The organism is Enterobacter sp. RHBSTW-00901 (genome assembly GCF_014103115.1).
Classification (GTDB): domain Bacteria; phylum Pseudomonadota; class Gammaproteobacteria; order Enterobacterales; family Enterobacteriaceae; genus Enterobacter; species Enterobacter cloacae_P.
Genome location: NZ_JABXPB010000001.1, coordinates 659,654 through 683,517, shown reverse-complemented (window position 1 = coordinate 683,517; position 23,864 = coordinate 659,654). Strand labels below are relative to the sequence as shown.

Sequence of the window (23,864 nt, the reverse complement as noted above, 5' to 3'; positions counted from 1 at the left end):
ATATGCCTTAAGATTGTTCATCCATAATTCATATGAATACTATTTAATAATTTAAATAGTTTATCTTTGATAATCTGGATTAGCCCGATGTAAATACATAGGGCATTTTTTTGCGTAAAAAAATGCCCGGACAAGCCGGGCAGAGAGATTATTCACCGGTTGACTTTTCCGCTTTACCGGCCATTTGTGCCAGGAAGTCATAGCGTTTCTGCAGGTCGGCGGCCGCATCTTTCCACAACTGCTCAGCCACTTCAGGCTGTTGCGCATTGAGGCGACGGAAGCGTTGTTCCTGCATTAACGTCTCGGCCAGGGCATCTGACGGCGGACGTGAATCCAGTGCCAGCGGCAATTTGCCTTCATCGGCACGACGTGGGTCGAAGCGATACAACGGCCAGAAGCCGGTTGCCGTAAGCTGACGCATCTGATCGTGGCTAAGTGCCAGATCGTAGCCATGCTCCTCGCAAGGGCTGTAGGCGATAATCAGCGACGGACCGGGGTAAGATTCCGCTTCCTGAATCGCTTTCACCGTCTGGTTAAGCTGGGCACCCAGCGAGATTTGTGCGACGTAAACATGCCCGTACATCATCATACTGACGCCGAGATCTTTACGCGCCTTGCGCTTGCCGTGTTCACCAAATTTGGTGACGGCACCCAGCGGTGTCGCTTTCGAGGCCTGACCGCCGGTATTGGAATAACACTGGGTATCCAGCACCAGAATGTTGACGTTTTCGGTCAGGCTCAGCACGTGATCCAGCCCGCCAAACCCGATGTCATAGGCCCAGCCGTCGCCGCCAATCAACCAGATAGATTTCTCAACCAGGGCGTCAGCGTCGGTCAGCAGTTGTTCTGCGCCGTCCACGCCCTGAAGGGCTTTGCGCAGCTCTGCTACCTGCTCACGGCGAACCTCTGGAGTCGCTTCGGCGTGCAGTGCCTCGTTCAACTCAGCGGGGAGCTTATCAGCAAACTGTGCCAGTAAACGCATCACGCGTGCGCGGTGCTGGTCAACGGTAAGGCGGAAACCCAGACCAAATTCGGCGTTATCCTCAAACAACGAGTTAGCCCATGCCGGGCCGCGGCCGTGTGCGTCGGTGGTGTAGGGAGTGGAAGGCAGATTACCACCATAGATTGACGAACAACCCGTGGCGTTGGCGATCAGCATCCGATCGCCATACAACTGCGTGAGCAGTTTAATGTACGGCGTTTCACCACAGCCGGAGCAGGCACCGGAATACTCAAACAGCGGAGTGATCAACTGCGAGGTTCGAATATCAATGCGTTCCAGTTTGCTACGATCGATTTCCGGCAGGTTCAGGAAGAAGTCATAATTCACTTTCTCTTCTTCAACGTGTTCCAGACGCGACATCATATTGATGGCTTTGATTTCCGGGTTCTGGCGATCTTTCGCCGGGCACACCTCGACGCACAGGTTACAGCCGGTGCAATCTTCAGGTGCAACCTGAAGGACATATTTCTGCCCACGCATATCGCGGGATTTCACATCCAGCGAATGCAGACTGGCCGGCGCGGCTTCCATATCTTCGGGAGAAACCACTTTGGCACGAATGGCCGAGTGCGGACAGGCGGCCACGCAGTGGTTGCACTGGGTACACAGCGCCTCTTTCCAGATAGGGATCTCTTCGGCAATATTGCGTTTTTCCCAGCGAGTGGTGCCCATCGGCCAGGTTCCATCCGGCGGCAGTGCAGAGACGGGAAGGGCATCGCCAAGCCCGGCCAGCATGGCTGCCGTGACGGTTTTGACGAAATCAGGTGCAGCATCAGACACCACCGGAGGACGGTTCGGGCTGGCGGCATTGACCTGCTGCAGTGGTACTTCGAACAGCGATTCACGGGCCAGCGCCAGCGCCTGCCAGTTACGCTCAACCAGCTCCTGCCCTTTGCTGCTGTAACTTTTGGCAATGGCACCCTGCAGTTCAGCCAGCGCGCTGTCCCCCGGGAGAATTTGGGTCAGATGGAAGAAGGCCATCTGCATGACGGTGTTGATACGCGCAGCCAGACCGCATTCGCGGGCAATTTTTGCCGCGTTAATCACGAAGAGGCGGGCTTTTTTCTGGTTCAGTACCGCCTGCACTTCCTGCGGCAGGCGTGCCCATACCTCATCCGCGCTGTACGGCGTATTGAGCAGGAAAATACCACCGGGTTTCAGACGTTCTGCCATCTGGTATTTGTCGATAAACTGCAGCTGGTGACACCCCACAAAATCGGCCTGCGAAATCAGATAGGCCGAGCGGATCGGGTGTTCGCTGACGCGCAGGTGGGAAACGGTCAGCCCGCCGGCTTTTTTGGAATCATAGACGAAGTAGCCCTGGGCATACCACGGTGTCGAGTTCCCGATGATCTTGATGTTGTTCTTGGTTGCCGAGACACTGCCGTCACTGCCTAAGCCATAAAATAGTGCTTCGAGTTTGGCCGTCGAGGGCAGGGTGTTTTCCGGTAAGACCAGGGAGAGATTAGTCACATCATCATAAATGCCGACGGTAAAGCGTGGCTTCGGTTTTGCTTCGTTCAGTTCGTTAAACACCGCAAGCACGCAGTCGGGGCCAAACTCTTTTGATGACAAGCCATAACGGCCGCCAGTCACGCGCGGCAGCGTTTCGCGTTCACCATTATTGAACGCTTCTGCCAGCGCGGTCATGACGTCCAGATAAAGTGGTTCCGCGTGAGCGCCGGGTTCTTTTGTTCGGTCGAGCACTGCCACGGTTCGTGCACTTTCTGGTAGTGCAGAGAGCAGATGCCTGGCTGAGAACGGGCGATAGAGACGCACTTTTAGCACGCCAACTTTTTCGCCACGCGCCAGCAGCTCATCCACCACCTCTTCACAGGTACCAATGGCGGAGCCCATCAGCACAATCACGCGTTCCGCCTGCGGGTGGCCGTAGTATTCAAACGGTTTGTATTCACGACCGGTAGCCGCGGCAAAGTCATTCATCGCCTGCTCAACATGGTCATATACGGCGTTGTACCACGGATTTGTCGCCTCGCGGGACTGGAAGTAGGTATCCGGGTTTGCGGATGTCCCGCGGATCACCGGATGCTCCGGATTGAGCGCGCGGGCACGATGGGCATCGATCTCCGCCTGTGGCAGAAGATTCAGGATCGTGTCGTCCGCCAGCGGAACGATTTTGTTGATTTCGTGAGAGGTGCGGAAACCATCAAAGAAATGAATAAACGGCACGCGGCTTTTCAGCGTCGCGATATGTGAAATCAGCGCGAAGTCCTGAGCTTCCTGTACGCTGCTGGCGCAAAGCATGGCGCAACCCGTCTGACGCACGGCCATCACATCTGAGTGATCGCCAAAAATGGAGAGTGCGTGGGTCGCAATGGTTCGGGCGGCGACGTGCAGGACAAACGGTGTCAGCTGACCGGCCAGTTTGTACAGCGTCGGGATCATCAACAGCAATCCCTGAGATGACGTAAACGACGTGGACAGAGCCCCCGTCTGAAGCGCGCCATGTACCGCAGCAATCGCACCGGCTTCGGACTGCATTTCAACCACGCGTGGGACATCACCCCAGACGTTTTTTAGCCCGTTCCCGGCCCAGGCATCTGCCTGTTCGGCCATTGTAGAACTTGGCGTAATCGGGTAGATGGCGATAACTTCACTGGTGCGAAACGCGACTGACGCGACTGCACCATTACCGTCAATAGTTTGCATAGGACGACACCCTTACATTGCGCAAAAAAGAGGGGTCTGTCATACCTCAACAGACCCTGAATATTATCTTTTCATTTTAGCAAAGGCCGGGTTTTGCGATTTTCGCTTTTGTGTCCTTGGCATTGTCGGCATCAATGAGTAGATCAATTTTTTGGCAGAAAATGCGCTCTTCTGCCCGTGCGATGTGTCGTGGTCAGTTCCAGTATTCGTATTTCGTCGTCAACACGGCTTTATGCTTTTCCACATACTGTTTACCCGTCCGGGAGACGGGTGTGATCGTGATATCCATATTGGCGCGTGTGCATTCTCCATGCGAATTCCACTCCTCGCAGGTGGTCAGATTTTTTTCGATAGTGAAATATGTCTGGGTCTTGCTGAGGGATAACTCACGGCCCTCGTTATCATAGGAATATTCTACGATGGTTGAGGGTGATTGAGTTTTGAGCAGACGATTATTGTCATCATAGCTGTATTCAGTCGTATTATTATCTATCGCCAGCGTTCCTTTGCTTGCTGCACTTGTCAGCAATCCTGATGAATTGAAGGTGTAGTCTATTTTGCTCACGGTGTTAATGTCTTTATCTCCCGGCCTTGTGGCCGCAATAACTGCACGGTTAACCGCGTGGCTGATAACGCCTTTATCGTTAAGCAGGAACTGTCCCTCCAGCGTCTGGCGATAGATCTGTGTGGTCTTCCGGCTGTTGTTATCGGTTGCTACCCCATTCGCGTTCAGCTGAATGCTCCAGCCAAACTCCTTTTTATTCAACTGAATATCATTAGTTGCCGTGAATACTGATTTCGGGCCTGTCGAGATTTTGACCTCTTTTACACTGCTGCTAATGAGCTCTCCGCATTGACTGAAGTGGCTTTGTGCCAGTGCGCGGATATACCCATCAGGACTCTCAATCGACATTTCAACAGATTTGGGGATGCCTGCTTTATTCTGCTGAGTCTGGAGGATGAAATTGTTCAGATTGTTTTTAGAGATGGTTTCCGCTGTGCATTGTGCTGCATAAGTCTGGAAGGTGCAGAGGGATAAGAGAGTAATAATCAGGTTCTTATTATTGAACGACATTATTTGTTGTCCTCAGAAATCCGGTAGTTATCTAAATGTAAGAAAGCAGGGGGCAATATACTGCAACCATAATGGTCTGGAACGAAACCCCCTAAAAATTGTGAGAAAACGTGAATGGAGCGCATAAATACGCACTTCCGCTCTCGACGACATGGTGCGTGATGCCTATGATGCATAGGTTTCGCTTTATTTATGGGGAAGAGAACATGCGTTCAGCGTTTTGGGTTGGGTGTGCCGCGTTATTGTTGTCGGCATGTAGCAGTGAACCTGTTCAGCAGGCAACGGCGGCGCACGTGACGCCAGGCATGAGAGCGGCTATGTCCAGCTCAGGACAAGCCAACTGCGCAATGGTTGGGGGTTCGCTTTCTGTCGCCCGTCAGCTCGACGGTTCCGCGGTTGGAATGTGCGCGTTGCCAAATGGCAAACGCTGCAGTGAACAGTCGCTTGCCGTTGGAACTTGCGGTAACTACTGATTACTCCGCGCGCTTAAACGTCAGCGTTTTTTCGGCTGTGGCCAGCGTTAACTGGTCTTCCGTCAGGTCGACCTGCGCGCCTTTGCGCAACATATCGCCGATGGCCTGATCCAGTGCATTAAGCTGTGGGTCGGTACATAATTTTCGGGTCATTGCCAGCGTTTTGACCTTCAGCTCGCCTTCGGACAATTTCCCCTGGCCGTTGAAGCGGTTGCACATTGCGCCGGAGACGGTGATGTTGTTCAGCAGGCTGATCTCTGGCAGGGCGCTGAAGCTGATCTCAGGTTGCGTTGTCGTGGTCTTCACGGCTTTACCGTCCACATTTTCCAGAACAAAACGGTGGTTCTGGAGTTGCTTAGGCTGAACGGACGCTTTACCTGGATTAACGCAGCCAGCAAGGACAAGACTGATAACACTTAACGCAACAAGCTTTTTCATTTTTCTTCTCAAACTATAAATACCGTAAATCAATTTTAGTGTAACGATACTCCGTGGCGTGTTAATGGGGTTTATCTGAAAGTGCGGGGCGTTACCGGGCAACACAGTGGCTGCCCGGGGTGTAAGTTAGTGAGATTTAAATCCTGCCGCCGTCATCAACATTCGAAAAAGCATACTCACGCAGGCCAGTGCCAGTACGCTTCCCCCCCAGATAATGACCAGCCATATCAGACGTTTCCAGACAGGTTGTTGCATCAGTGATACCCCTCGCCATGCTGAACTTTCCCGCGAAATACGTAATAACTCCAGAAGGTGTAGGCCAGGATAACGGGAATGATCAGCAGCGCGCCCACCAGCATAAAGCCCTGGCTTTGTACCGGTGCCGCAGCCTGCCAGAGGGTAATCGATGGTGGAATAATATGCGGCCAGATGCTGATCCCAAGCCCGCTAAACCCGAGGAAAATTAGCCCCAGCGTCAGAATAAACGGCAGGTTATGGCTATCAGGATTGTTCAGACTGCGCCACTGACACAGGCTCAGGGTAACAACCAGAGTCGGGACGGGCAGCAGGAAGAACAGATTTGGCAGCGTAAACCAGCGTGCGGCAATGGCCGGTTGCGCCAGCGGTGTCCAGAGGCTGATTACTGCAATGAAAGCCAGAAGCACGATTAACAACATTTTCGATACCCGGCGCATACGCTGCTGTAGGGTATTTTCACTTTTCATCACCAGCCACGTAGCCCCCAGCAGCGCGTAGGCTGCCACCAGGCCTGCGCCGCAGAACAGGTTAAACGGGGTTAACCAGTCAAATGGCCCACCGCTATACGCACGTTCTGTAACAGAGAACCCATTGATTACTGCCCCAACCGTAATACCCTGGGTAAACGTTGCCAGAATCGACCCGCCAATAAAGGCTTTATCCCAGAAGGGACGGTGTGCCGGTGTTGCTTTAAAGCGAAACTCAAAGGCCACGCCGCGGAAAATAAGTCCGATCAGCATTAATGTTAGCGGGATGGTGAGGGCGTCGATGATCACCGCGTAGGCCAGCGGAAATGCGCCGAACAGGGCCGCACCGCCAAGCACCAGCCAGGTTTCGTTACCGTCCCAGACGGGGGCGACGCTGTTCACCATCACATCGCGATCGTCGGCGTTTTGTGTGGTCGGGAACAGAATACCTATCCCCAGATCAAAACCATCCATCACGATATACATCAGGGTGGCGAAGACGATGATGACAAACCAGATAATGGAAAGATCGATACCCATTATGGCTTCTCCTTATAGTCAGTGGTGACAGCAGAAAGTGGGCGTGCCGGACGTCCGTCGGACTCGGTGGCGAACGATTCATGAGGCTGAGGCCCTTTCCTGATAAGGCGCACCATGTAGCTGTAACCCACGCCAAATACTGAGGTATAGACGACGAAGAAGGCCAGCAAACTCACGCTCATATGCAGATCGCCATGCGCAGAGACGGCATCTTTGGTTCGCTGTAGCCCGTAGACGACCCACGGCTGGCGGCCCACTTCGGTTGTCACCCATCCCGCCAAAATGGCAATCAGCCCGGACGGTCCCATCACCAGGGCAAACCACAGGAAGGGACGCGAAGAGTAGACGCGTTTTTTATAACGTAACCAGAGCGCCACCACGCCCAGCAGCAGCATCAACATGCCTAACCCCGCCATAATGCGAAATGACCAGAAGACGATGGTGGAATTTGGACGGTCTTCCTTCGGGAACTCCTTAAGCGCCGGAACCTGCTTTTCCAGGCTGTGCGTCAGGATCAGGCTACCGAGTGACGGGATTTCCAGACCAAAACGGGTGCGCTCCTGTTCCATATCCGGCCAGCCAAACAGCAGCAGTGGCGTCGGCTCACCCGGCGGATTTTCCCAGTGACCTTCAATGGCGGCAATTTTTGCGGGCTGGTGTTTTAAGGTATTAAGCCCATGCATATCACCCACCATTGCCTGAATGGGGGCCACAATCAGGGTCATCCACAATGCCATTGAGAACATGGCACGAATGGCGGGGGTATTATTGCCACGTAGCAGGTGCCAGGCTGCCGATGCTCCGACAAACAGCGCGCTACTGAGGAAAGCCGCTATCGACATGTGCAGGAGACGATAGGGGAAGGAAGGGTTAAAGACCACGGCAAACCAGTCCACCGGCACAACTTGTCCATTGACGATCTCATAACCCTGCGGGGTCTGCATCCAGCTGTTGGAGGAGAGGATCCAGAAGGTTGAGATGATCGTCCCCAGCGCGACCATGCAGGTGGCAAAAAAGTGCAGTCCCGGCCCGACTTTATTCCAGCCAAACAACATCACGCCGAGGAACCCGGCCTCAAGGAAGAAGGCGGTGAGCACTTCATAAGTGAGCAGCGGGCCGGTAATACAGCCCGCGAACTGGGAGAATCCGCTCCAGTTGGTACCAAACTGGTAGGCCATCACCAGCCCGGAGACCACGCCCATGCCAAAGTTAACAGCGAAGATCTTCGACCAGAAATGGTACAGCGAACGCCAGACCGGATTTTTGGATTTCAGCCACAAGCCTTCCAGCACGGCAAGATAGCTCGCCAGGCCGATGGTGATCGCCGGGAAAATAATGTGAAAGGATACGGTAAAGGCAAACTGTATCCGTGCAAGGTGAAAAGCATCTAAACCAAACATGCACAGCCTCAATGTCAAACGGTGTGCTGTTATGGTATAGGGCCGAAAGGGTAACTATCAGACGCAGAAAAGTGAAATTTATGTATAACAGTTACCTGAATCACCGCATTTTAGTCATCTGATATATATGATGTTCAGTGAATAAGAAATTTATTGTTATGAATTTTACGCATTAAACTGCTTGCCTTGTCGTCAACGACGTGCGTTAATGGTCTTCTGGTTTTGAGTCCAAATAAATATCTGACGTAGTTTTATAAAGCAGTTCTCATCACGTTGTGCCTCTCCGCAGCCTCTCTTGGGTCTTTATCTACATTCCGATTAGTTTTGTTTCAAACCACTATTGCCTGATCGGCCCATTAGTAATTTACGTGTTTTACGTTTACAGGAGAATCCTATGACTTCTTATATCCATTTCCGCTGCCCATGCTGTCATGGCTCGCAGTACCGTACCTCAGTTTTTGATGTGTCTGAGAAAAACCCTCATGGCGCGAAATGCATCTTTTGCAAATCGCCAATGATTACGCTCGACCACCTGGCCGCAGCGCGTATCGCACAACGTCACGTCACTGAGTTTCGTAAGTAATTAGCACCGCTTTCCATAACAGTTAGCAAAATCTTCTCTTTTTCTCCTGCTGATATACACTGTCGGCAATAAGGAGAATCTGATGAAAAAATACCAGCGTCTGGCGCAACAAATTATCTCGCAGATTGAGCTTGGCGTATGGTTGCCGGGCGATAAGCTGCCTTCGCTGCGAGAGCAGGTGGCGAGCAGCGGCATGAGTTTCATGACCGTTGGCCACGCGTATCAGATGCTGGAAAGTCAGGGGCGCATTGTCGCCAGACCGCAGTCGGGCTATTACGTTGCCTCGCGCCCGACCGCACAACAGCCTGCACCGCCTGCCCAGGTGATGCGCGACGAAGTGGTGGATATCAACACCTATATCTTCGACGTGCTACAGGCCAGCCGCGATCCGTCTGTTGTTCCTTTTGCTTCCGCGTTTCCTGACCCCCGACTTTTCCCGCTTCAGCAACTCAACCGTTCGCTGGCTAACGTCAGCAAAACCGCCACGGCGATGAGCGTGATTGAAAACCTGCCGCCGGGTAACGTTGATCTACGTCACGCCATTGCCCGTCGCTATGCGCAGCAGGGGATGAATATCTCACCGGAAGAGATTGTTATCACTGCCGGGGCACTCGAAGCGCTCAACCTGAGTTTGCAGGCAGTGACCGAACCGGGCGACTGGGTGATCGTCGAAAACCCCTGTTTCTACGGCGCATTGCAGGCGCTGGAACGCCTGAAACTAAAGGCGTTGTCGATTGCGACGGACGTTCGTGAAGGGATCGACCTGAATGCGCTTGAACAGGCGCTGAATGACTACCCGGTGAAAGCCTGCTGGTTGATGACCAACAGTCAAAACCCGTTGGGCTTTACGCTCAGCGTGGAGAAAAAAGCGCAACTGGTCGCGCTGCTAACAAAGCACCACGTCACGCTGATTGAAGATGATGTCTACAGCGAACTCTATTTTGGCCGGGAAAAGCCATTGCCGGCAAAAGCCTGGGATCGCCAGGACATGACGCTGCACTGCTCGTCATTTTCGAAATGTCTGGTGGCGGGATTTCGCATCGGCTGGGTGGCAGCGGGGAAACATGCGCGGCGTATTCAGCAGTTACAGCTGATGAGCACGCTTTCCACCAGTTCTCCCATGCAGCTTGCTCTGGTGGATTATCTGGCAACCAAACGTTATGACGCCCACCTTCGTCGCCTGCGACGCACGCTGGCCGAGCGCAAGCAACAGGCCTGGCAGTCACTTTTGCGCCATATGCCTGCAGGTGTCAAAATTCACCATAACGACAGCGGCTACTTTTTATGGCTGGAGCTTCCGGCACAACTTGATGCCGGGTTATTAAGCGAGAAAGCGTTAACCCACCATATCAGCATTGCGCCAGGTAAGATGTTTTCAACTTCGGATGCCTGGGTACCGTTCTTCCGTTTTAATACCTCCTGGACGTGGGGAGAGCGGGAAGAACAGGCCGTTATACAGTTAGGAAAATTAATTAGCGAGATGCTGGAATAATAAAGATTACCCGCTTATTTAAATAATCCTGTTTTATCTTTATGACGGCGCTGCAAATACCGCTCAGCGCCGTATCTCAGGCATTCTGCCTGCGCCCTCGCACTGCTAACCCCTTGTCTATAATCCAGTTAACGGGGAATGCGTCCTCGGTCACAACCTGATGAAATTTCCTTAAGCCGAACGGTGCGGCGCATTTGCGCGGTCTACGTTTAATAAGGGAGATATTTTTACGGCACGGCTGCCGCCAAATTTCATTGCGACAGGAGTAAATCTAATGAGCAAAAAATTTGCCCGCAGCAGCCTGTGTGCGCTCGGCATGGCTATCATGACAGCGCAAGCCGCTGAGCCACCCAAGGCTATCGGCGACGGGGAAGGACGGCTGGATATTATTGCCTGGCCTGGATACATCGAACGGGGTCAGACCGATAAAAACTATGACTGGGTCACGCAGTTTGAAAAAGAGACCGGTTGTGCAGTCAATGTGAAAACCGCAGCAACCTCTGATGAGATGGTCAGCCTGATGGCGAAAGGGGGCTATGACCTGGTCACCGCGTCGGGTGATGCTTCGCTGCGTCTGATCATGGGAAAACGCGTTCAGGCCATTAATCCCGACCTGATCCCAAACTGGAAAACCCTCGATCCGCGCATCGTCAAAGGCGAGTGGTTCAACGTGGGAGGCAAGGTCTACGGCACACCGTATCAGTGGGGACCGAACCTGCTGATGTACAACACCAAAACATTCCCAACCCCACCGGATAGCTGGAAGGTCGTCTTCGTGCAACAAGACCTGCCGGACGGTAAAACCAATCAGGGGCGCGTGCAGGCCTATGACGGCCCGATTTACATTGCCGATGCGGCACTGTTCGTCAAAGCCACTCAGCCCGCGCTGGGCATTACTGACCCGTACCAGTTGACGGAAAAACAGTATGCCGCCGTTCTGAAGGTGCTGCGCGAGCAGCATGCCCTGATCCACCGCTACTGGCATGACACCACGGTGCAGATGAGCGACTTCAAAAATGAAGGCGTCGTGGCCTCCAGCGCCTGGCCATATCAGGCGAATGCCCTGAAAGCGGAAAACCAGCCTATCGCCACCGTGTTCCCGAAAGAGGGGGTAACAGGCTGGGCAGACACCACCATGCTTCACGCGCAGGCAAAACACCCGATGTGTGCCTACAAATGGATGAACTGGTCACTGACGCCAAAAGTGCAGGGCGATCTGGCCGCATGGTTTGGCTCACTACCGGTTGTGCCGCAAGGGTGTAAGGCCAGCACGCTGCTGGGTGACAAAGGTTGTGAAACCAACGGGTATAACGACTTCGACAAAATAATGTTCTGGAAAACACCGATTGCAGAAGGGGGCAAATTTGTACCGTACAGCCGCTGGACGCAGGATTACATCGCCATCATGGGCGGCCGTTAATCGACCGGGAGCAGAACATGACGTACGCGGTAGAGTTTAATGACGTTTCCCGTCTGTACGGCGACGTGCGGGCGGTGGATGGGGTCACCATTGGTATTCGCGACGGAGAATTCTTCTCCATGCTGGGGCCTTCGGGCTCCGGCAAAACCACCTGCCTGCGCCTGATAGCCGGTTTTGAGCAGCTATCCGGAGGGGCAATTAGCATCTTCGGCAAAGAGGCGAGCGAACTGCCTCCCTGGGAGCGGGATGTGAACACCGTTTTCCAGGATTACGCGTTGTTCCCGCATATGTCGATCCTCGACAACGTCGCTTACGGGCTGATGGTGAAAGGTGTCGACAAGAAAAAGCGCCATGCACAGGCGCGTGATGCGCTGGACAAAGTCGGGTTAAGCTTTGCTGTTGCGCGCAAGCCCTCGCAGCTTTCGGGTGGACAGCGTCAGCGTGTCGCCATCGCGCGGGCGTTGGTCAACGAACCCCGCGTATTACTGCTGGATGAACCGTTAGGCGCACTCGATCTCAAACTGCGTGAGCAGATGCAGTTTGAGCTGAAGAAACTTCAGCAGGAACTCGGTATTACCTTCATTTTTGTCACTCACGATCAGGGTGAAGCCCTCTCAATGTCTGACCGGGTGGCGGTATTCAACAATGGACGCATTGAGCAGGTTGATACCCCGCGCGAGCTTTACATGCGCCCGCGTACACCGTTTGTGGCAAGTTTTGTCGGCACCTCGAACGTTTTTGACGCCAGTCTTGCTCAGCGGGTGTGCGGAATGGAAGGGATGTACTCCCTGCGCCCGGAACATATTCGCCTTAACGAAGGCGGCGAGGTTCAGGTGCAGGGCGTGGTGCAGGCGGTGCAGTATCAGGGGGCGGCTACGCGGTTTGAACTCAAACTCGCCGATGGCGCGAAACTGCTGGTGAGTCAGGCCAATCTTAGTGGTACAACGCTGCAGACTGGCGTTGAGCCTGGGCAGCCGGTGCTGGCATCGTGGTCGCGCGACGCCATGATCCGGCTGCATGAGGAGAGGTGACATGGATATGAGCGCTTCACACCCTCCCACACCGCGCAGCACCTTAAGCCGCCTTACCGCACTGTTCTGGCGCAAGCCGTCGCTTGGGCTGTTCCTGCTTTTGCTCGCGCCCCTGATGTGGTTTGGTATCGTCTATTTAGGCTCGCTCCTGACCTTACTGTGGCAGGGGTTCTATACCTTTGACGACTTTACCATGTCGGTCACGCCGGATCTGACCTTTGCGAACATTCAGGCGCTTTTCAACCCGGCAAACTATGACATCATCATCCGCACCCTGGTGATGGCGATTGCCGTCACAATAGCCAGTGCAATTCTGGCGTTCCCGATGGCGTGGTACATGGCGCGCTATACCAGCGGCAAGTGGAAAGCCTTCTTCTATATCGCCGTTATGCTGCCGATGTGGGCAAGCTATATTGTTAAGGCCTATGCGTGGACGTTGCTGCTGGCGAAAGACGGCGTGGCGCAGTGGTTCCTTAGCCATATGGGGCTGGAGCCGATCCTGGCATCTCTTCTTACACTGCCTGCGATTGGTGGAAACACACTGTCGACGTCAGGTCTGGGGCGCTTTCTGGTGTTCGTCTACATCTGGCTGCCGTTTATGATCCTGCCCGTGCAGGCGGCGCTGGAACGACTGCCAGTCTCTTTATTGCAGGCATCCGCTGACCTCGGCGCTCGTCCTCGCCAGACCTTCCGTTACGTCGTCCTGCCGCTGGCGATCCCGGGCATTGCGGCCGGGTCGATATTTACGTTCTCGCTGACGCTGGGGGATTTTATTGTTCCTCAGCTGGTAGGGCCGCCGGGTTATTTCATCGGTAACATGGTCTATTCCCAGCAGGGGGCTATCGGGAACATGCCAATGGCCGCCGCGTTCACGCTGGTTCCGATAATACTTATCTCTCTCTATCTGGCGTTCGTGAAACGTTTGGGAGCGTTCGATGCACTCTGAACGCGCACCGTTGTTCCTGAAAGTGGCAGCGTGGGGAGGCGTTATCTTTCTGCATTTCCCACTGCTGATTATCGCCACCTATGCGTTTAATACCGAAGATGCAGCCTTCAGTTTCCCGCCGCAGGGGCTCACGCTGAAGTGGTTTAGCGTGGCAGCAGGACGCGGGGATATCATTGATTCAGTGACGTTGTCACTTCAGATCGCTGCCTTATCGACCGGCGTTGCGTTAATACTTGGCACGCTTGCTGCAGCGGCGCTATGGCGAAGCGAGTTTTTTGGCAAAAACGCTATCTCGCTGTTGCTGCTGCTACCGATTGCGCTGCCGGGGATCATCACCGGTCTGGCGCTGCTGACGGCATTCAAAACCATCAACCTTGAACCCGGTTTTTTCACGATCGTCATTGGTCACGCCACCTTCTGCGTGGTGGTGGTGTTTAACAACGTGATTGCCCGGTTCAGACGCACCTCCTGGAACCTGGTGGAAGCGTCGATGGATTTAGGGGCAGACGGCTGGCAAACCTTCCGCTATGTGGTGCTACCCAATCTGGGATCGGCACTGCTGGCCGGTGGCATGCTGGCGTTTGCGCTGTCGTTTGACGAAATTATCGTCACAACATTTACGGCGGGACACGAGCGCACGTTACCGCTGTGGTTGCTTAACCAGCTCGGACGTCCGCGTGACGTACCGGTCACCAACGTGGTTGCACTGCTGGTGATGCTGGTCACAACCATCCCCATTCTGGGAGCCTGGTGGCTAACCCGCGACGGCGAAAACATTGCCGGTAGCGGGAAATAACTTTGATTTCAACAGGACAATGCTATGCAAAATCAACTGCTGATTAATGGTGAACTGGTGACCGGAGAAGGGGAAAAACAGCCGGTGTATAACCCCGCCACCGGAGAAGTCTTGCTGGAGATTGCCGAAGCCTCGGCGGCACAGGTTGATGCTGCCGTATTATCCGCCGATCGGGCATTTACTGAGTGGGGGCAAACAACCCCCAAAACGCGCGCTGAGTGTTTGCTGAAACTGGCTGACGTCATTGAAGCGCATGCAGACGAGTTCGCACATCTTGAGTCCCTTAACTGTGGCAAACCGCTGCATTGTGCGCGGGGAGATGAAATTCCGGCGGTGGTTGACGTCTTTCGTTTCTTCGCCGGGGCGGCACGCTGTCTGAACGGGCTGGCCGCCGGGGAGTATCTTGATGGCCACACGTCGATGATCCGCCGCGATCCGGTCGGCGTTGTCGCATCGATTGCACCGTGGAACTATCCGCTGATGATGGCCGCCTGGAAGCTGGCCCCGGCACTGGCGGCAGGAAACTGCGTGGTGATCAAACCGTCTGAAATTACCCCACTGACGGCCTTAAAACTGGCTGAGCTGGCGAAAGATATCTTCCCGGCTGGCGTGCTGAACGTGCTGTTTGGTCGCGGTAAAACAGTGGGTGACCCGCTGACCGGACACGAAAAAGTCCGCATGGTGTCGCTAACCGGTTCGATTGCCACCGGGGAACATATCATCGGGCATACGGCCTCATCCATTAAACGTACGCATATGGAGCTGGGTGGCAAAGCGCCGGTTATCGTCTTTGATGACGCGGATCTCGATGCGGTTGTCGAAGGTGTACGTACTTTTGGTTTCTACAACGCCGGACAGGACTGTACGGCGGCCTGCCGTATTTATGCCCAGAAGGGCATTTATGCCGCGCTGGTGGAAAAACTGGGGGCGGCGGTCGCCAGCCTGAAGATGGGCGCACCGGAGAACGGTTCGACTGAGCTCGGGCCACTCAGTTCTGCAGCGCACCTGTCACGTGTCTGTCAGGCCGTGGATGAGGCAAAAGCGCTCAGCCACATTCGCGTTGTGACGGGCGGAAGTAAAAAAGAAGGGGCGGGGTACTACTTCCAGCCAACCCTGCTGGCAGGGGCAAAACAGGACGATGCCATTGTTCAGCGCGAGGTTTTTGGCCCGGTGGTGAGCATCACCGAATTCGATGACGAAGCGCAGGTACTTTGCTGGGCTAACGATTCGCATTATGGTCTGGCTTCGTCTGTCTGGACAAAAGATGTGGGGTGTGCCCACCGCATGAGTGCGCGTCTGCAATACGGCTGCACCTGGGTTAATACCCACTTTATGCTGGTCAGCGAAATGCCGCACGGCGGAATGAAGTTATCGGGCTACGGGAAAGATATGTCGGTGTATGGTCTTGAAGATTATACGGTTGTACGGCATGTGATGATAAAACACTAACGGGCAATAGAAGTGGCTGAAATACCAGTTTATTGTATTTCGGCCACATTCTCGCAAGGCTCGAAATTTGATACCGTTTCCCCGATTCAAACCCTCTGCGTATTTTCGGGACGCTCTCTAAAAAAGAAGAACCGTGACCGTCACGGCGACAAATGCCATCAACAGTAGCACCATCACGGCTATCGCAAATGTCGTTGAATCCTGCACATATGTCTTTTCCTCCCCCTTCATTGGGCCGATAAGCATGATCCAGATGAAAATGAAGGTGATTGAGGCAATAAAAACTGAAACGAAAAACAGACTTTCTCTCAATGAATTACCTCAACGGGAATCTGTCAGGAATCAACAGGGTTCCCTGCAGCGACAATAATGACTCATTAAACCATCTCAATGGTTTCTGTGCCAGATTATAACGTCACGGCGCGTTCGGTAATAATAAAAGAAAGGGGTAGTGTAGCCCGACAGTACACCTGCCGGGCAGGCTGATTACCAGCCGCAGACCTCGTGTTCATTTTCCGTATCGTAGGCACGAACGGTATTTATCAGGTCTTTCACTACATCAGCAGCGATATCCGGAATTAAAAGCTCCATTGGGGCTTCTGTTTCATAATCCACCGAAACGCCATTGCTATTATTAGTGATGGTCACGGTGTAGGTCGCTTTACCCATGATATTACTCCTTATGTGTATTAACCACTTTACCTATGCCTGCACCGCTGAGCGTAATGTCGGGGTCGGCAAAAAAATCGATATTAAACAAGGTATCGTCGGTTAACAGTTCAATGCGGTGCCATTTTTGCGGTGGGGAGATCCCAAACGAACCGGCTTCAATCACCCGTGCCATATCCGGTTCGGTCGCGTCGCCATCAGCAAAGCCAAAGTAGCGCACTGCGCCCTGCATTACGGACAGACGGCCATACACGCCTGCTTTGGTATTGTGATGGGTGAGGAGAGCCTGGGGTACCGTCTCTTTGTTCCAGAATGGCGTCGCGCGGGTATGAACAAAATTTTCAGGAATACGTAGCATAATAGTTTCCTTATTAGTCTCTTAAAGAGATTTCAGCACTTCCGCTTCAACAAAGAAATCGATGTTAAACACGGCATCATCGGTCATGGCCTCAATGTGGTGCCATTTCTCCGGTGGAAAAACGCCGAAATGCCCCGCCTCAATAATCAGCTCGCTGTCATGTTCAGGCGTAAATTCATCGGCATAGCCCAAATAGCGCACTACGCCTTGCATAACAGAAAGGCGAGGGTAAACGCCTGGGCGGGTACCTTTATCGAGATGGCGTTGAAAGATCCCCGCAGGGGCGGTCTCTTTGTTCCAGAAAGGGGTCGAACGGGTATGAATACAACTCTGTGGAATGCGTAACATATTTTCTCCCTCGAATGTCTGGCTTTATTAGACTGCGTTCTGCGAGCGAGAATTTATCAAAAAGTGCATTTATAATGCGTCTTATCTTTAATGATAAGACCACCTCCTCCCATGTTGTAACGCACAATACTCAAATGTTATTACCCATGATATTTAAGTGGTTATTATGTAATGAAAAAACTTGATCTGTATCAACATATGACGCATATTGCGTGCGGTTATTTTTAACAGTTTGGGTTAGCAGGATGACGCTGTATCAAAAGATGTTAGTTTTTTACGCAATCATGGCGTCTGTCTGTGCACTAATTACCTGGTTCCTTTCTAAAGATCGCAAACGCATTCGCCTGTTGAGTGCTTTTCTGGTGGGATCGACCTGGCCGATGAGCTTTCCCGTTGCACTGCTGATCTCACTTTTCTGAAGCACGCTTCCACTTTTAAATACTGAATATAGCATTCCAGGTACAATAACTGTATAAAAACACAGTGCATCGTAAAAGGAATGCTTATGAACAGTTTTTACTCGCAATACGCTGGTTGCACCGTGCGCTGGCAAGACCTACCCGGTTCTGGTGAGCCTGTCGTATTTATTCACGGCCTGGGCTGCGCCTCTTCTTATGAATATCCCCGTATTGTCTGTGATGCACGGTTTGGTGCGCGCAGGGCCATTCTTATCGACCTCCCTGGTAGCGGTTATAGTGATAAACCCACGCATTATGGTTATCGAACCAGCGAACAGGCACAGGTTGTCGCTGAACTGTTGAATCACCTTAAACTCGATACCTTCTGGCTGTATGGCCACAGCATGGGGGGCAGCATCGCAATTGAAACGGCGGTTTTGATGCAGACTCGCGTCAGAGGTCTGATGGTCTCGGAACCCAATTTTCATCGCGGTGGTGGGGTGTTCAGCCGGTCTATTGCGGCACAAACAGAAAAGCAGTTTCTGGAACAAGGGTATGATGCGTTGCTTAGCGCGGAAACCACCGCGTGGGCGGGGAGTTTACAGAGCAATGCGCCCTGTGCCGTATGGCGTGGCGCGTCGAGCCTGGTGGCAGGCGTTGAACCTGAATGGGCAGAGCAATTTTTATCGCTAACCTGTCCGGTTACCCTTATTTTCGGGGCGTTGTCGCTGCCTGATACCGATGTTGATGCCCTTCAACAGAAAGGTGTTGAGGTGAAAATCATTCCTGACGCCGGGCATTCGATGTCCTGGGAAAACCCGTCCGCACTGGCACAGACGTTAGCGGATTGTATCGCGAAATCATGACAGCCCGCATTGCTGCGGGCTGGAACATACTAGCGCAATAGCGCCTGCAATGCCTGGCGCGCAGCAGGCTGAACATCATGCGGGTGCTGGTAATCAATGTTCTCAATCGCCCGGCTATAAAGTGCAACCAGCCAGTCATAAACGTACGCGGTGGCCGCGTGTACGGGTTGTTCCCCCAGACGCGTCAGGCGTGGTGTTGCGCTGCTGACCACAGGCGTCACAAAAATGGCCTGACCTTTACGGATGCGGCTTGCAGGACGCTGCACGGCAGGCGTCTGGTCGTAACCCAGCCAGCCGATGAAATTACCCATCACGGCATGCAGTTGCGCGGCACTGCTTTTGTCTGTTTCGACAATGCCCTGCAGCTGCTGAGGCAGGTTAAGACGGTAACTGGCTACCACCAGAACATCCGCAATATGCTGTAAGACCGCCGGCTCCAGCCCCAGGCGAGCGGCGGCTGCGTCATTACGGCTCCACTGGCGCAGATGGTTAATCCACACTTTATGCGCCAGACGCGCTTTGTCTTTTGTCTGGAACACACCGACAGTGTCCTGCGAATTATCGGCAAACAGATCGATGGTATCCGTAAACAGTCCGTTCACCTGCTCCTCACGCGGTTGCTGGACGGCCAGAAGTGTTTCAAAGGCTTTTAGTGGCGGCAGGAGTCCTTCGAGCAGTTCACCGTGGCGGGCGGCACTGCTTTGCAGCGTTCGCACCATGCTTTCGGCCTGAGCGCGTCTCGCGCCGGGTTCCTGAACCAGCGGGGCCAGATAGCTGTGCATCAGAGCCGAAAGCTCTTGCTGCAGCATCGTTTTCAGCGTAAGGAGACGTTTCTGCCGTTGCGCGGGTAGCGTGGCCTGCGACAGCCACTCGATCACGCGCTGCATGCTGTGGCTGTCCAGCGCTTGCAGCGTTCCCCAGCGCTGTCCAGGTTTGCCCAGCAGATGTTGTACGGCTTCATCAAGATTCTGTCGGGTGGTAAAGCGTGCATCGTGAGGCGTAATCGCCCACACCAGGCCTGGCAGGGCAGACTCTTCCGCAGGTTGTGTCTCTTTGACCCAGTTCAGCAGAACCTTCGCATTTTTTGCCGTTTGTTCGTGCTGTGCTGTGGCATTGCAGATAACCAAAACATCCGGCTGCAGTTGCTGACGATAATGCTCCAGCAGCCACTGGTATTTGGCCTGGCTTAACAGGTCGGTGCTGTGGTCTGAAAAAACAGGAATGTCAATAATATCAACGTTATCCAGCGTGCTGTTTTCCACGGGCATGACCAGTTCCCGGGTCAGAAACGCCAGTACGTCGACGGGGATGCTAATGGCGTTAAGCATTTCACCGTTGTTGAGCGGGTGGAGCAGCGTTTCCTGGGCTTCCGGAACGGCAAATGCACCGTGGGTGAGAAATCCTTCGCCCGGTAGGCCAAAGTTATCCACCAACAGGCTGAGCGGTGCGGCAAGCTCTCTGGCGTGGCTGGTCTGGTGCAGAACATGCGCTAGCTTTAACCACTGTTGGGTTAATTCCTGCTGCTCACCCCACAGCAGAGACCAGACGCTGGCACGCGTGCTGAGATCAAGTGAAGGGACAAGGAGCGCAAACTGATGCCACAGTGCATCATCAATTTGCTGTTTTGCCCCCGGGACCGTGCTCTGCCAGAAGCGGGCAATGGCACCCACTTCCTGAGCGGTGATCCCCGGTACCCCCTGGGGCTGGCGGAGTCCGCGCCACTTCTCAAGGCGCGTCTCAATAACCGCTTTATCCACCGCGCGGATCTGCGGGTGCAACGTCGTGCGGGCAATAAACAGCTGCACCAGTTCGGCTTCCGTCACCAGGCTCAGGCGTAGCGGAAACGCCTCATCAACGGTCTCCACATTTTCTCTGGTGAACCGGAGTGCCATGTTGGTCAGGGCATGCCCCGGGTTGATATGCGAAAAATAGTCGAACGTGCGTTGGCCGGGCGTAACGTTCAGTCGGCCATTACCACTGCCACACAGGGATAAAAGCAGGTGTGCTTTTGCTCCCTGGGAATGACCATACAGCCCAATGCTGCTCTGTCGGGTAAGGGCACGCGCAATGGCCTGTTCCCGCGCCTGCGCCGAGTTAACGCGGGCAAGCAGTGCATCGGCGTCGTTATCCAGCATCGGGGCGTTCAGGCGCGTCTCGTTAATCCACCCAATTAAGGCCTGAGTGGTGGTCGTCGTCGCAGTCATTTCAGGTATACGCTCCCGCTGTCGATCCAGTAGTGGCTGCCGCTATGACGGCGATCGGCCAGAGTATTCAGTTTAAAGGTCAATGCGTCCGGCGGAACCAGCGTGCCGTCCTGCAGCCAGGCCTCGCTCAGCTCAAAGGATTCCGGCCCTTCATGTTTGCTGCCCCCGCACAGTTTCAGTCGCACGTTCAGCACGCCGTCGCCTGCAATCGCTTTTGCCAGTTCGGCCGAGTTGATGCTCAGGGTATACAGCGGCGTCGCTGGCCAGCGTGCATTCGCCAGTTGGCGGAAGCCGAGCGTCACATTACCGCGCAGCGGGAAATGCAGATGGGCGTCCAGCTTAGCGCCTGGCTTATCAAGGTCGATGTCCTGATACCAGACGTTCTCCTCACGCAGCGTATTGACCGTGTTATCCAACACGCCCAGATAACGCACGGTAGAGTAGGCACCAATGTCGGCGGCCTTAAAGTTAAAACGCGGCAGACGCAGGTCGAGCGCCAGGCTGCACAGCATGGCCCCCACGGCGGCGGTTGATTTCGGGTTGCCAATGCGTCCTTGCTGACTGAAGGGATACCACTCATGTACCCGATACTTGTCCAGCCAGACGATGCGGTTGACCGGCACAGGCTGAAGGTGGCGAATTAACGCCTGGACGCCAGGCAGGCAGCCAGGACGACCGGTAATCAGCAAAATATCGCAGCCATAGTGGGAAATTGCCTCGCACACCGCATGGAGCGGGGCGGCCAGCGTGAACTGGCCGCCCAGCATCGCATCCTGCATTTCACGGAAATTCACATGCAGCGGAACGGCGAACAGGTCAAAGGCTTCTGAACCGGCAGGCAAGGCATGATCGATCGCCTGCTGCAGGTAATTCATGACGTTACGGGTTGGTTTCTGCGGGAGCAAGTCACCAATAGTGGCATGTAAACCGGCCAGCGGATCGTCAATATCGCTCGATTCCCATGCGGCCAGAATGGCATGACCAATCGGCATAAAGAGCTGAAGCGCCGTTTGCTGGCGCAATACCGCCTGGGTATCAATGCGCCCGGAGTCACCGAACAGCGATGCCATCAACAGAGACGCATCCGCCATGCCGGATTTTTGCAGTTGAGTTTGCAGGGCTGGCAACACATAGCGCTGGATCACATCCAGCAGGGTGTCGTCCCCTGCCACTTTAAACCCTTCGCGGAACAGGAGTTGTGGGGTGATCTTAACGTTATTACCGGAGCCATCATCAAGCTGATAGTGCGTAATCGCCATATCCGTTGTGCCCCCACCGATATCAATAGAGGCAACGCGCAGTGAACGTCCTGGCTGAGCACCCGGTTCAGATTCACGATCCGGGCGGGCGAGGGAGGCGAAGAATGCTTCCGTCTGGCCGCCGAAATGGGAGATGGCTTCGTTGTACAGCCAGACCAGTTGACCGCAGCTGGCTTCATCCCACTCCATTTGAATTTCAGGCACCGGCACCACGCTTTTTTCCTGCTGTTTGCGGCTGGCAAAATCTTCATCCTGCGGGTGCCAGCCCATCGCTTTCCAGACGATGGCAATCGCTTCAAACATACGGCGACGGAAGATCTCGCGCTCCTGTTTCGGCATGGCCGATGGCAGGGTGAGGATCAGCGTACGTATCTGGCGCGGAGAAGCCGGGAAACCCAGCCGTAAGCGCGTAGCCACGCTGTTGATCTGCCCCAGCGCTTGCGCCAGCAGTTCACACAACATGTGCGTCATCAGTGTGCTACGGCTGTACTGCGGTGAGAACACCGGCAGCCGCTCATCCTGCGGCAGCGTGAAGAGCGGCTCACCGTCGTCGTTCATCAGGTTCATCAGCGGGAACGCGGTTGCCAGCGGTTCTCGCTGGGTCTTACTGTTCATCTGGCTAAAGCGCCAGTCCTGCACCACCGGGGTTTCATCCCACAGGTAACGACGCGGGCTGGAGATGCCGCTGTTGCCTTCAGTTCCCAGACGCTGCATCGCCAGTTTGCGCGCTTCGTCGCCCACGCGAACAATAGACGGCCAGACGAACGCATCTTCACGGCCACTTTCCACTGAGAAATGCTGCTTGCCAAAACGCGCTTCTGAAAATTCCAGACGGCTGGTGAACAGCGGTTCATTCAGGAATTGCGGCTCACTTAACGAGCGCACCTGCAGCTCGGCGGTCTGGCGCAGACCATCGTTGGCATCGCCGTGATCTTCAATGATCACGCCGCAGGTATGGGTGTTCCCCACGTCGAGGATCAGGTCAACCGGAATAGCTGGCGTACTGAGCGTGTGGGTGACGAATTTCACTTCAGGTACGGTGAGCTGTTCACCCAGCATGGTCAGCAGGTTGAGCCAGTGTGCCTGATACTCAAAACTGCGCAGCGCCTGGTGCAGGTCACGTTCGGCGCGGTTTTCAACGCCTGCAGCAAACTGGGTAAACGCCTCGCGCAACCAGCCATCAATCCAGGTCTGATCGAGGAAACTTTCCACTTCGTCGTCTCGCCAGGCCAGTGCGAAGCGGGTACCGTTCAGAATATCGTTTTCGACCGGGGACAATGCAGAGGTGGCATGAGCCGCAATCTGGCTATCGAGTGCGAGGGTGACGCGGTGCGTATTGCCTGCCGCGTCGGGTGCATCCAGCTTACGCACCTGAACGCGTGCCCAGTTATCCGGGCCGTCAACAAAGGTGCGCGGCGGGTTGAAACGCAGGAATGGCACAGGGAGCCAGATGCCATCCAGCACCGTGAGCGACTGATGCAGTGCAATGGTCGTCTCGGGTTTCACCACTTCAGGCTGACCGCCGCCTGTCACCGGGAGCGTATAACGACCGTTGACCAGGTCGAAATCGAGACGCAGGAGTGGGCCATTGGCGGTTTTACGTACGAAACGCCCGTTGCTGGCGGTGTCCTGCGGCGTCAGGCCGAAATCGAGGAATTGCACGCCGCTGTTGGCAATAAGCGTGACGCTCTGTTTATAGTCGCAAAGATTTACCAGCATAG

Annotated in this window: 21 protein-coding genes; 10 read left to right on the top strand and 11 right to left on the bottom strand. The window is 54.3% G+C overall.

Translation table 11 applies throughout. The features are described from left to right. Positions 1-148 precede the first annotated feature (148 nt). Both nifJ and HV318_RS03320 read right to left on the bottom strand, forming a co-directional pair. On the bottom strand, positions 149-3,673 hold the full coding sequence (gene nifJ / locus HV318_RS03325; RefSeq protein ID WP_182271547.1) for a pyruvate:ferredoxin (flavodoxin) oxidoreductase: 3,525 nt from the start codon (positions 3,671-3,673) through the stop codon (positions 149-151). Positions 3,674-3,866: 193 nt separating this feature from the next. Then, on the bottom strand, positions 3,867-4,748 hold the full coding sequence (locus tag HV318_RS03320; RefSeq protein ID WP_182271546.1) for a hypothetical protein: 882 nt from the start codon (positions 4,746-4,748) through the stop codon (positions 3,867-3,869). A 206-nt stretch (positions 4,749-4,954) separates the two neighbouring features. Between HV318_RS03320 and HV318_RS03315 the strand changes: the two genes are divergently transcribed. Beyond that, positions 4,955-5,221, top strand: a complete 267-nt coding sequence (locus HV318_RS03315) for a putative hemolysin (RefSeq protein ID WP_182271545.1) — start codon at positions 4,955-4,957, stop codon at positions 5,219-5,221. On the opposite strand, the gene hslJ is transcribed toward HV318_RS03315, so the two are convergent. From hslJ to HV318_RS03295, 4 genes are all read right to left on the bottom strand, one after another. After that, complete coding sequence (gene hslJ / locus HV318_RS03310) at positions 5,222-5,659, bottom strand: heat shock protein HslJ (protein WP_182271544.1); 438 nt, start codon at positions 5,657-5,659, stop codon at positions 5,222-5,224. It lies immediately after the preceding gene. A 126-nt stretch (positions 5,660-5,785) separates the two neighbouring features. Beyond that, complete coding sequence (locus tag HV318_RS03305) at positions 5,786-5,914, bottom strand: DUF2474 domain-containing protein (protein ID WP_182271543.1); 129 nt, start codon at positions 5,912-5,914, stop codon at positions 5,786-5,788. After that, positions 5,914-6,924, bottom strand: coding sequence for a cytochrome d ubiquinol oxidase subunit II (cydB, locus tag HV318_RS03300; protein ID WP_182271542.1), 1,011 nt, complete (start codon positions 6,922-6,924; stop codon positions 5,914-5,916). The genes HV318_RS03305 and cydB overlap by 1 nt, the downstream gene beginning before the upstream one ends. Next, a complete protein-coding gene (locus tag HV318_RS03295; RefSeq protein ID WP_182271541.1) occupies positions 6,924-8,324 on the bottom strand; it encodes a cytochrome ubiquinol oxidase subunit I in 1,401 nt (466 codons plus the stop codon). The genes cydB and HV318_RS03295 overlap by 1 nt, the downstream gene beginning before the upstream one ends. A gap of 394 nt (positions 8,325-8,718) precedes the next feature. Here HV318_RS03295 and ymcF point away from each other — a divergent pair, with 394 nt between their 5' ends. From ymcF to patD, 7 genes are all read left to right on the top strand, one after another. Next, positions 8,719-8,907, top strand: coding sequence for a cold shock small protein YmcF (ymcF, locus tag HV318_RS03290; protein ID WP_182271540.1), 189 nt, complete (start codon positions 8,719-8,721; stop codon positions 8,905-8,907). 82 nt (positions 8,908-8,989) lie between these two features. Next, entirely contained in the window at positions 8,990-10,399 is a 1,410-nt protein-coding gene (locus HV318_RS03285) for an aminotransferase-like domain-containing protein (protein ID WP_182271539.1), read from the top strand. 274 nt (positions 10,400-10,673) lie between these two features. Beyond that, complete coding sequence (gene ydcS / locus HV318_RS03280) at positions 10,674-11,819, top strand: putative ABC transporter substrate-binding protein YdcS (protein WP_182271538.1); 1,146 nt, start codon at positions 10,674-10,676, stop codon at positions 11,817-11,819. Positions 11,820-11,836: 17 nt separating this feature from the next. After that, positions 11,837-12,850, top strand: coding sequence for an ABC transporter ATP-binding protein (locus tag HV318_RS03275; protein ID WP_182271537.1), 1,014 nt, complete (start codon positions 11,837-11,839; stop codon positions 12,848-12,850). 7 nt (positions 12,851-12,857) lie between these two features. Then, entirely contained in the window at positions 12,858-13,796 is a 939-nt protein-coding gene (locus tag HV318_RS03270) for an ABC transporter permease (protein ID WP_182274520.1), read from the top strand. Continuing rightward, the gene (locus HV318_RS03265) at positions 13,786-14,592 is read left to right on the top strand and encodes an ABC transporter permease (protein ID WP_182271536.1); all 807 of its coding nucleotides are present in this window, start codon (positions 13,786-13,788) and stop codon (positions 14,590-14,592) included. The genes HV318_RS03270 and HV318_RS03265 overlap by 11 nt, the downstream gene beginning before the upstream one ends. A 24-nt stretch (positions 14,593-14,616) precedes the next feature. Further along, entirely contained in the window at positions 14,617-16,041 is a 1,425-nt protein-coding gene (gene patD / locus HV318_RS03260; RefSeq protein ID WP_182271535.1) for an aminobutyraldehyde dehydrogenase, read from the top strand. 486 nt (positions 16,042-16,527) lie between these two features. Here patD and HV318_RS03255 read toward each other — a convergent pair whose 3' ends face one another. The 3 genes from HV318_RS03255 to HV318_RS03245 are packed head-to-tail and all read right to left on the bottom strand — an operon-like array spanning position 16,528 to position 17,416. After that, positions 16,528-16,710: a DUF1869 domain-containing protein gene (locus HV318_RS03255; protein WP_182271534.1), complete on the bottom strand. Its 183-nt coding sequence runs from the start codon at positions 16,708-16,710 to the stop codon at positions 16,528-16,530. Between the two features lie 4 nt (positions 16,711-16,714). Further along, a complete protein-coding gene (locus tag HV318_RS03250; protein ID WP_182271533.1) occupies positions 16,715-17,068 on the bottom strand; it encodes a TehB family protein in 354 nt (117 codons plus the stop codon). 21 nt (positions 17,069-17,089) lie between these two features. Beyond that, positions 17,090-17,416 carry a TehB family protein gene (locus HV318_RS03245; protein WP_182271532.1) on the bottom strand — a complete coding sequence of 109 codons (327 nt, stop codon included), beginning with the start codon at positions 17,414-17,416 and terminating at the stop codon, positions 17,090-17,092. A gap of 245 nt (positions 17,417-17,661) precedes the next feature. Here HV318_RS03245 and HV318_RS03240 point away from each other — a divergent pair, with 245 nt between their 5' ends. Further along, positions 17,662-17,835, top strand: a complete 174-nt coding sequence (locus HV318_RS03240; protein WP_032670341.1) for a GhoT/OrtT family toxin — start codon at positions 17,662-17,664, stop codon at positions 17,833-17,835. An 86-nt stretch (positions 17,836-17,921) separates the two neighbouring features. Further along, positions 17,922-18,680 carry an alpha/beta fold hydrolase gene (locus HV318_RS03235; RefSeq protein ID WP_182271531.1) on the top strand — a complete coding sequence of 253 codons (759 nt, stop codon included), beginning with the start codon at positions 17,922-17,924 and terminating at the stop codon, positions 18,678-18,680. Between the two features lie 29 nt (positions 18,681-18,709). Here HV318_RS03235 and HV318_RS03230 read toward each other — a convergent pair whose 3' ends face one another. Together HV318_RS03230 and HV318_RS03225 are read right to left on the bottom strand one after the other, a co-directional pair. After that, positions 18,710-20,884: a virulence factor SrfC family protein gene (locus tag HV318_RS03230; protein ID WP_182271530.1), complete on the bottom strand. Its 2,175-nt coding sequence runs from the start codon at positions 20,882-20,884 to the stop codon at positions 18,710-18,712. Beyond that, a complete protein-coding gene (locus HV318_RS03225; protein ID WP_182271529.1) occupies positions 20,881-23,862 on the bottom strand; it encodes a virulence factor SrfB in 2,982 nt (993 codons plus the stop codon). The genes HV318_RS03230 and HV318_RS03225 overlap by 4 nt, the downstream gene beginning before the upstream one ends. Between the last annotated feature and the right edge of the window lie 2 nt (positions 23,863-23,864).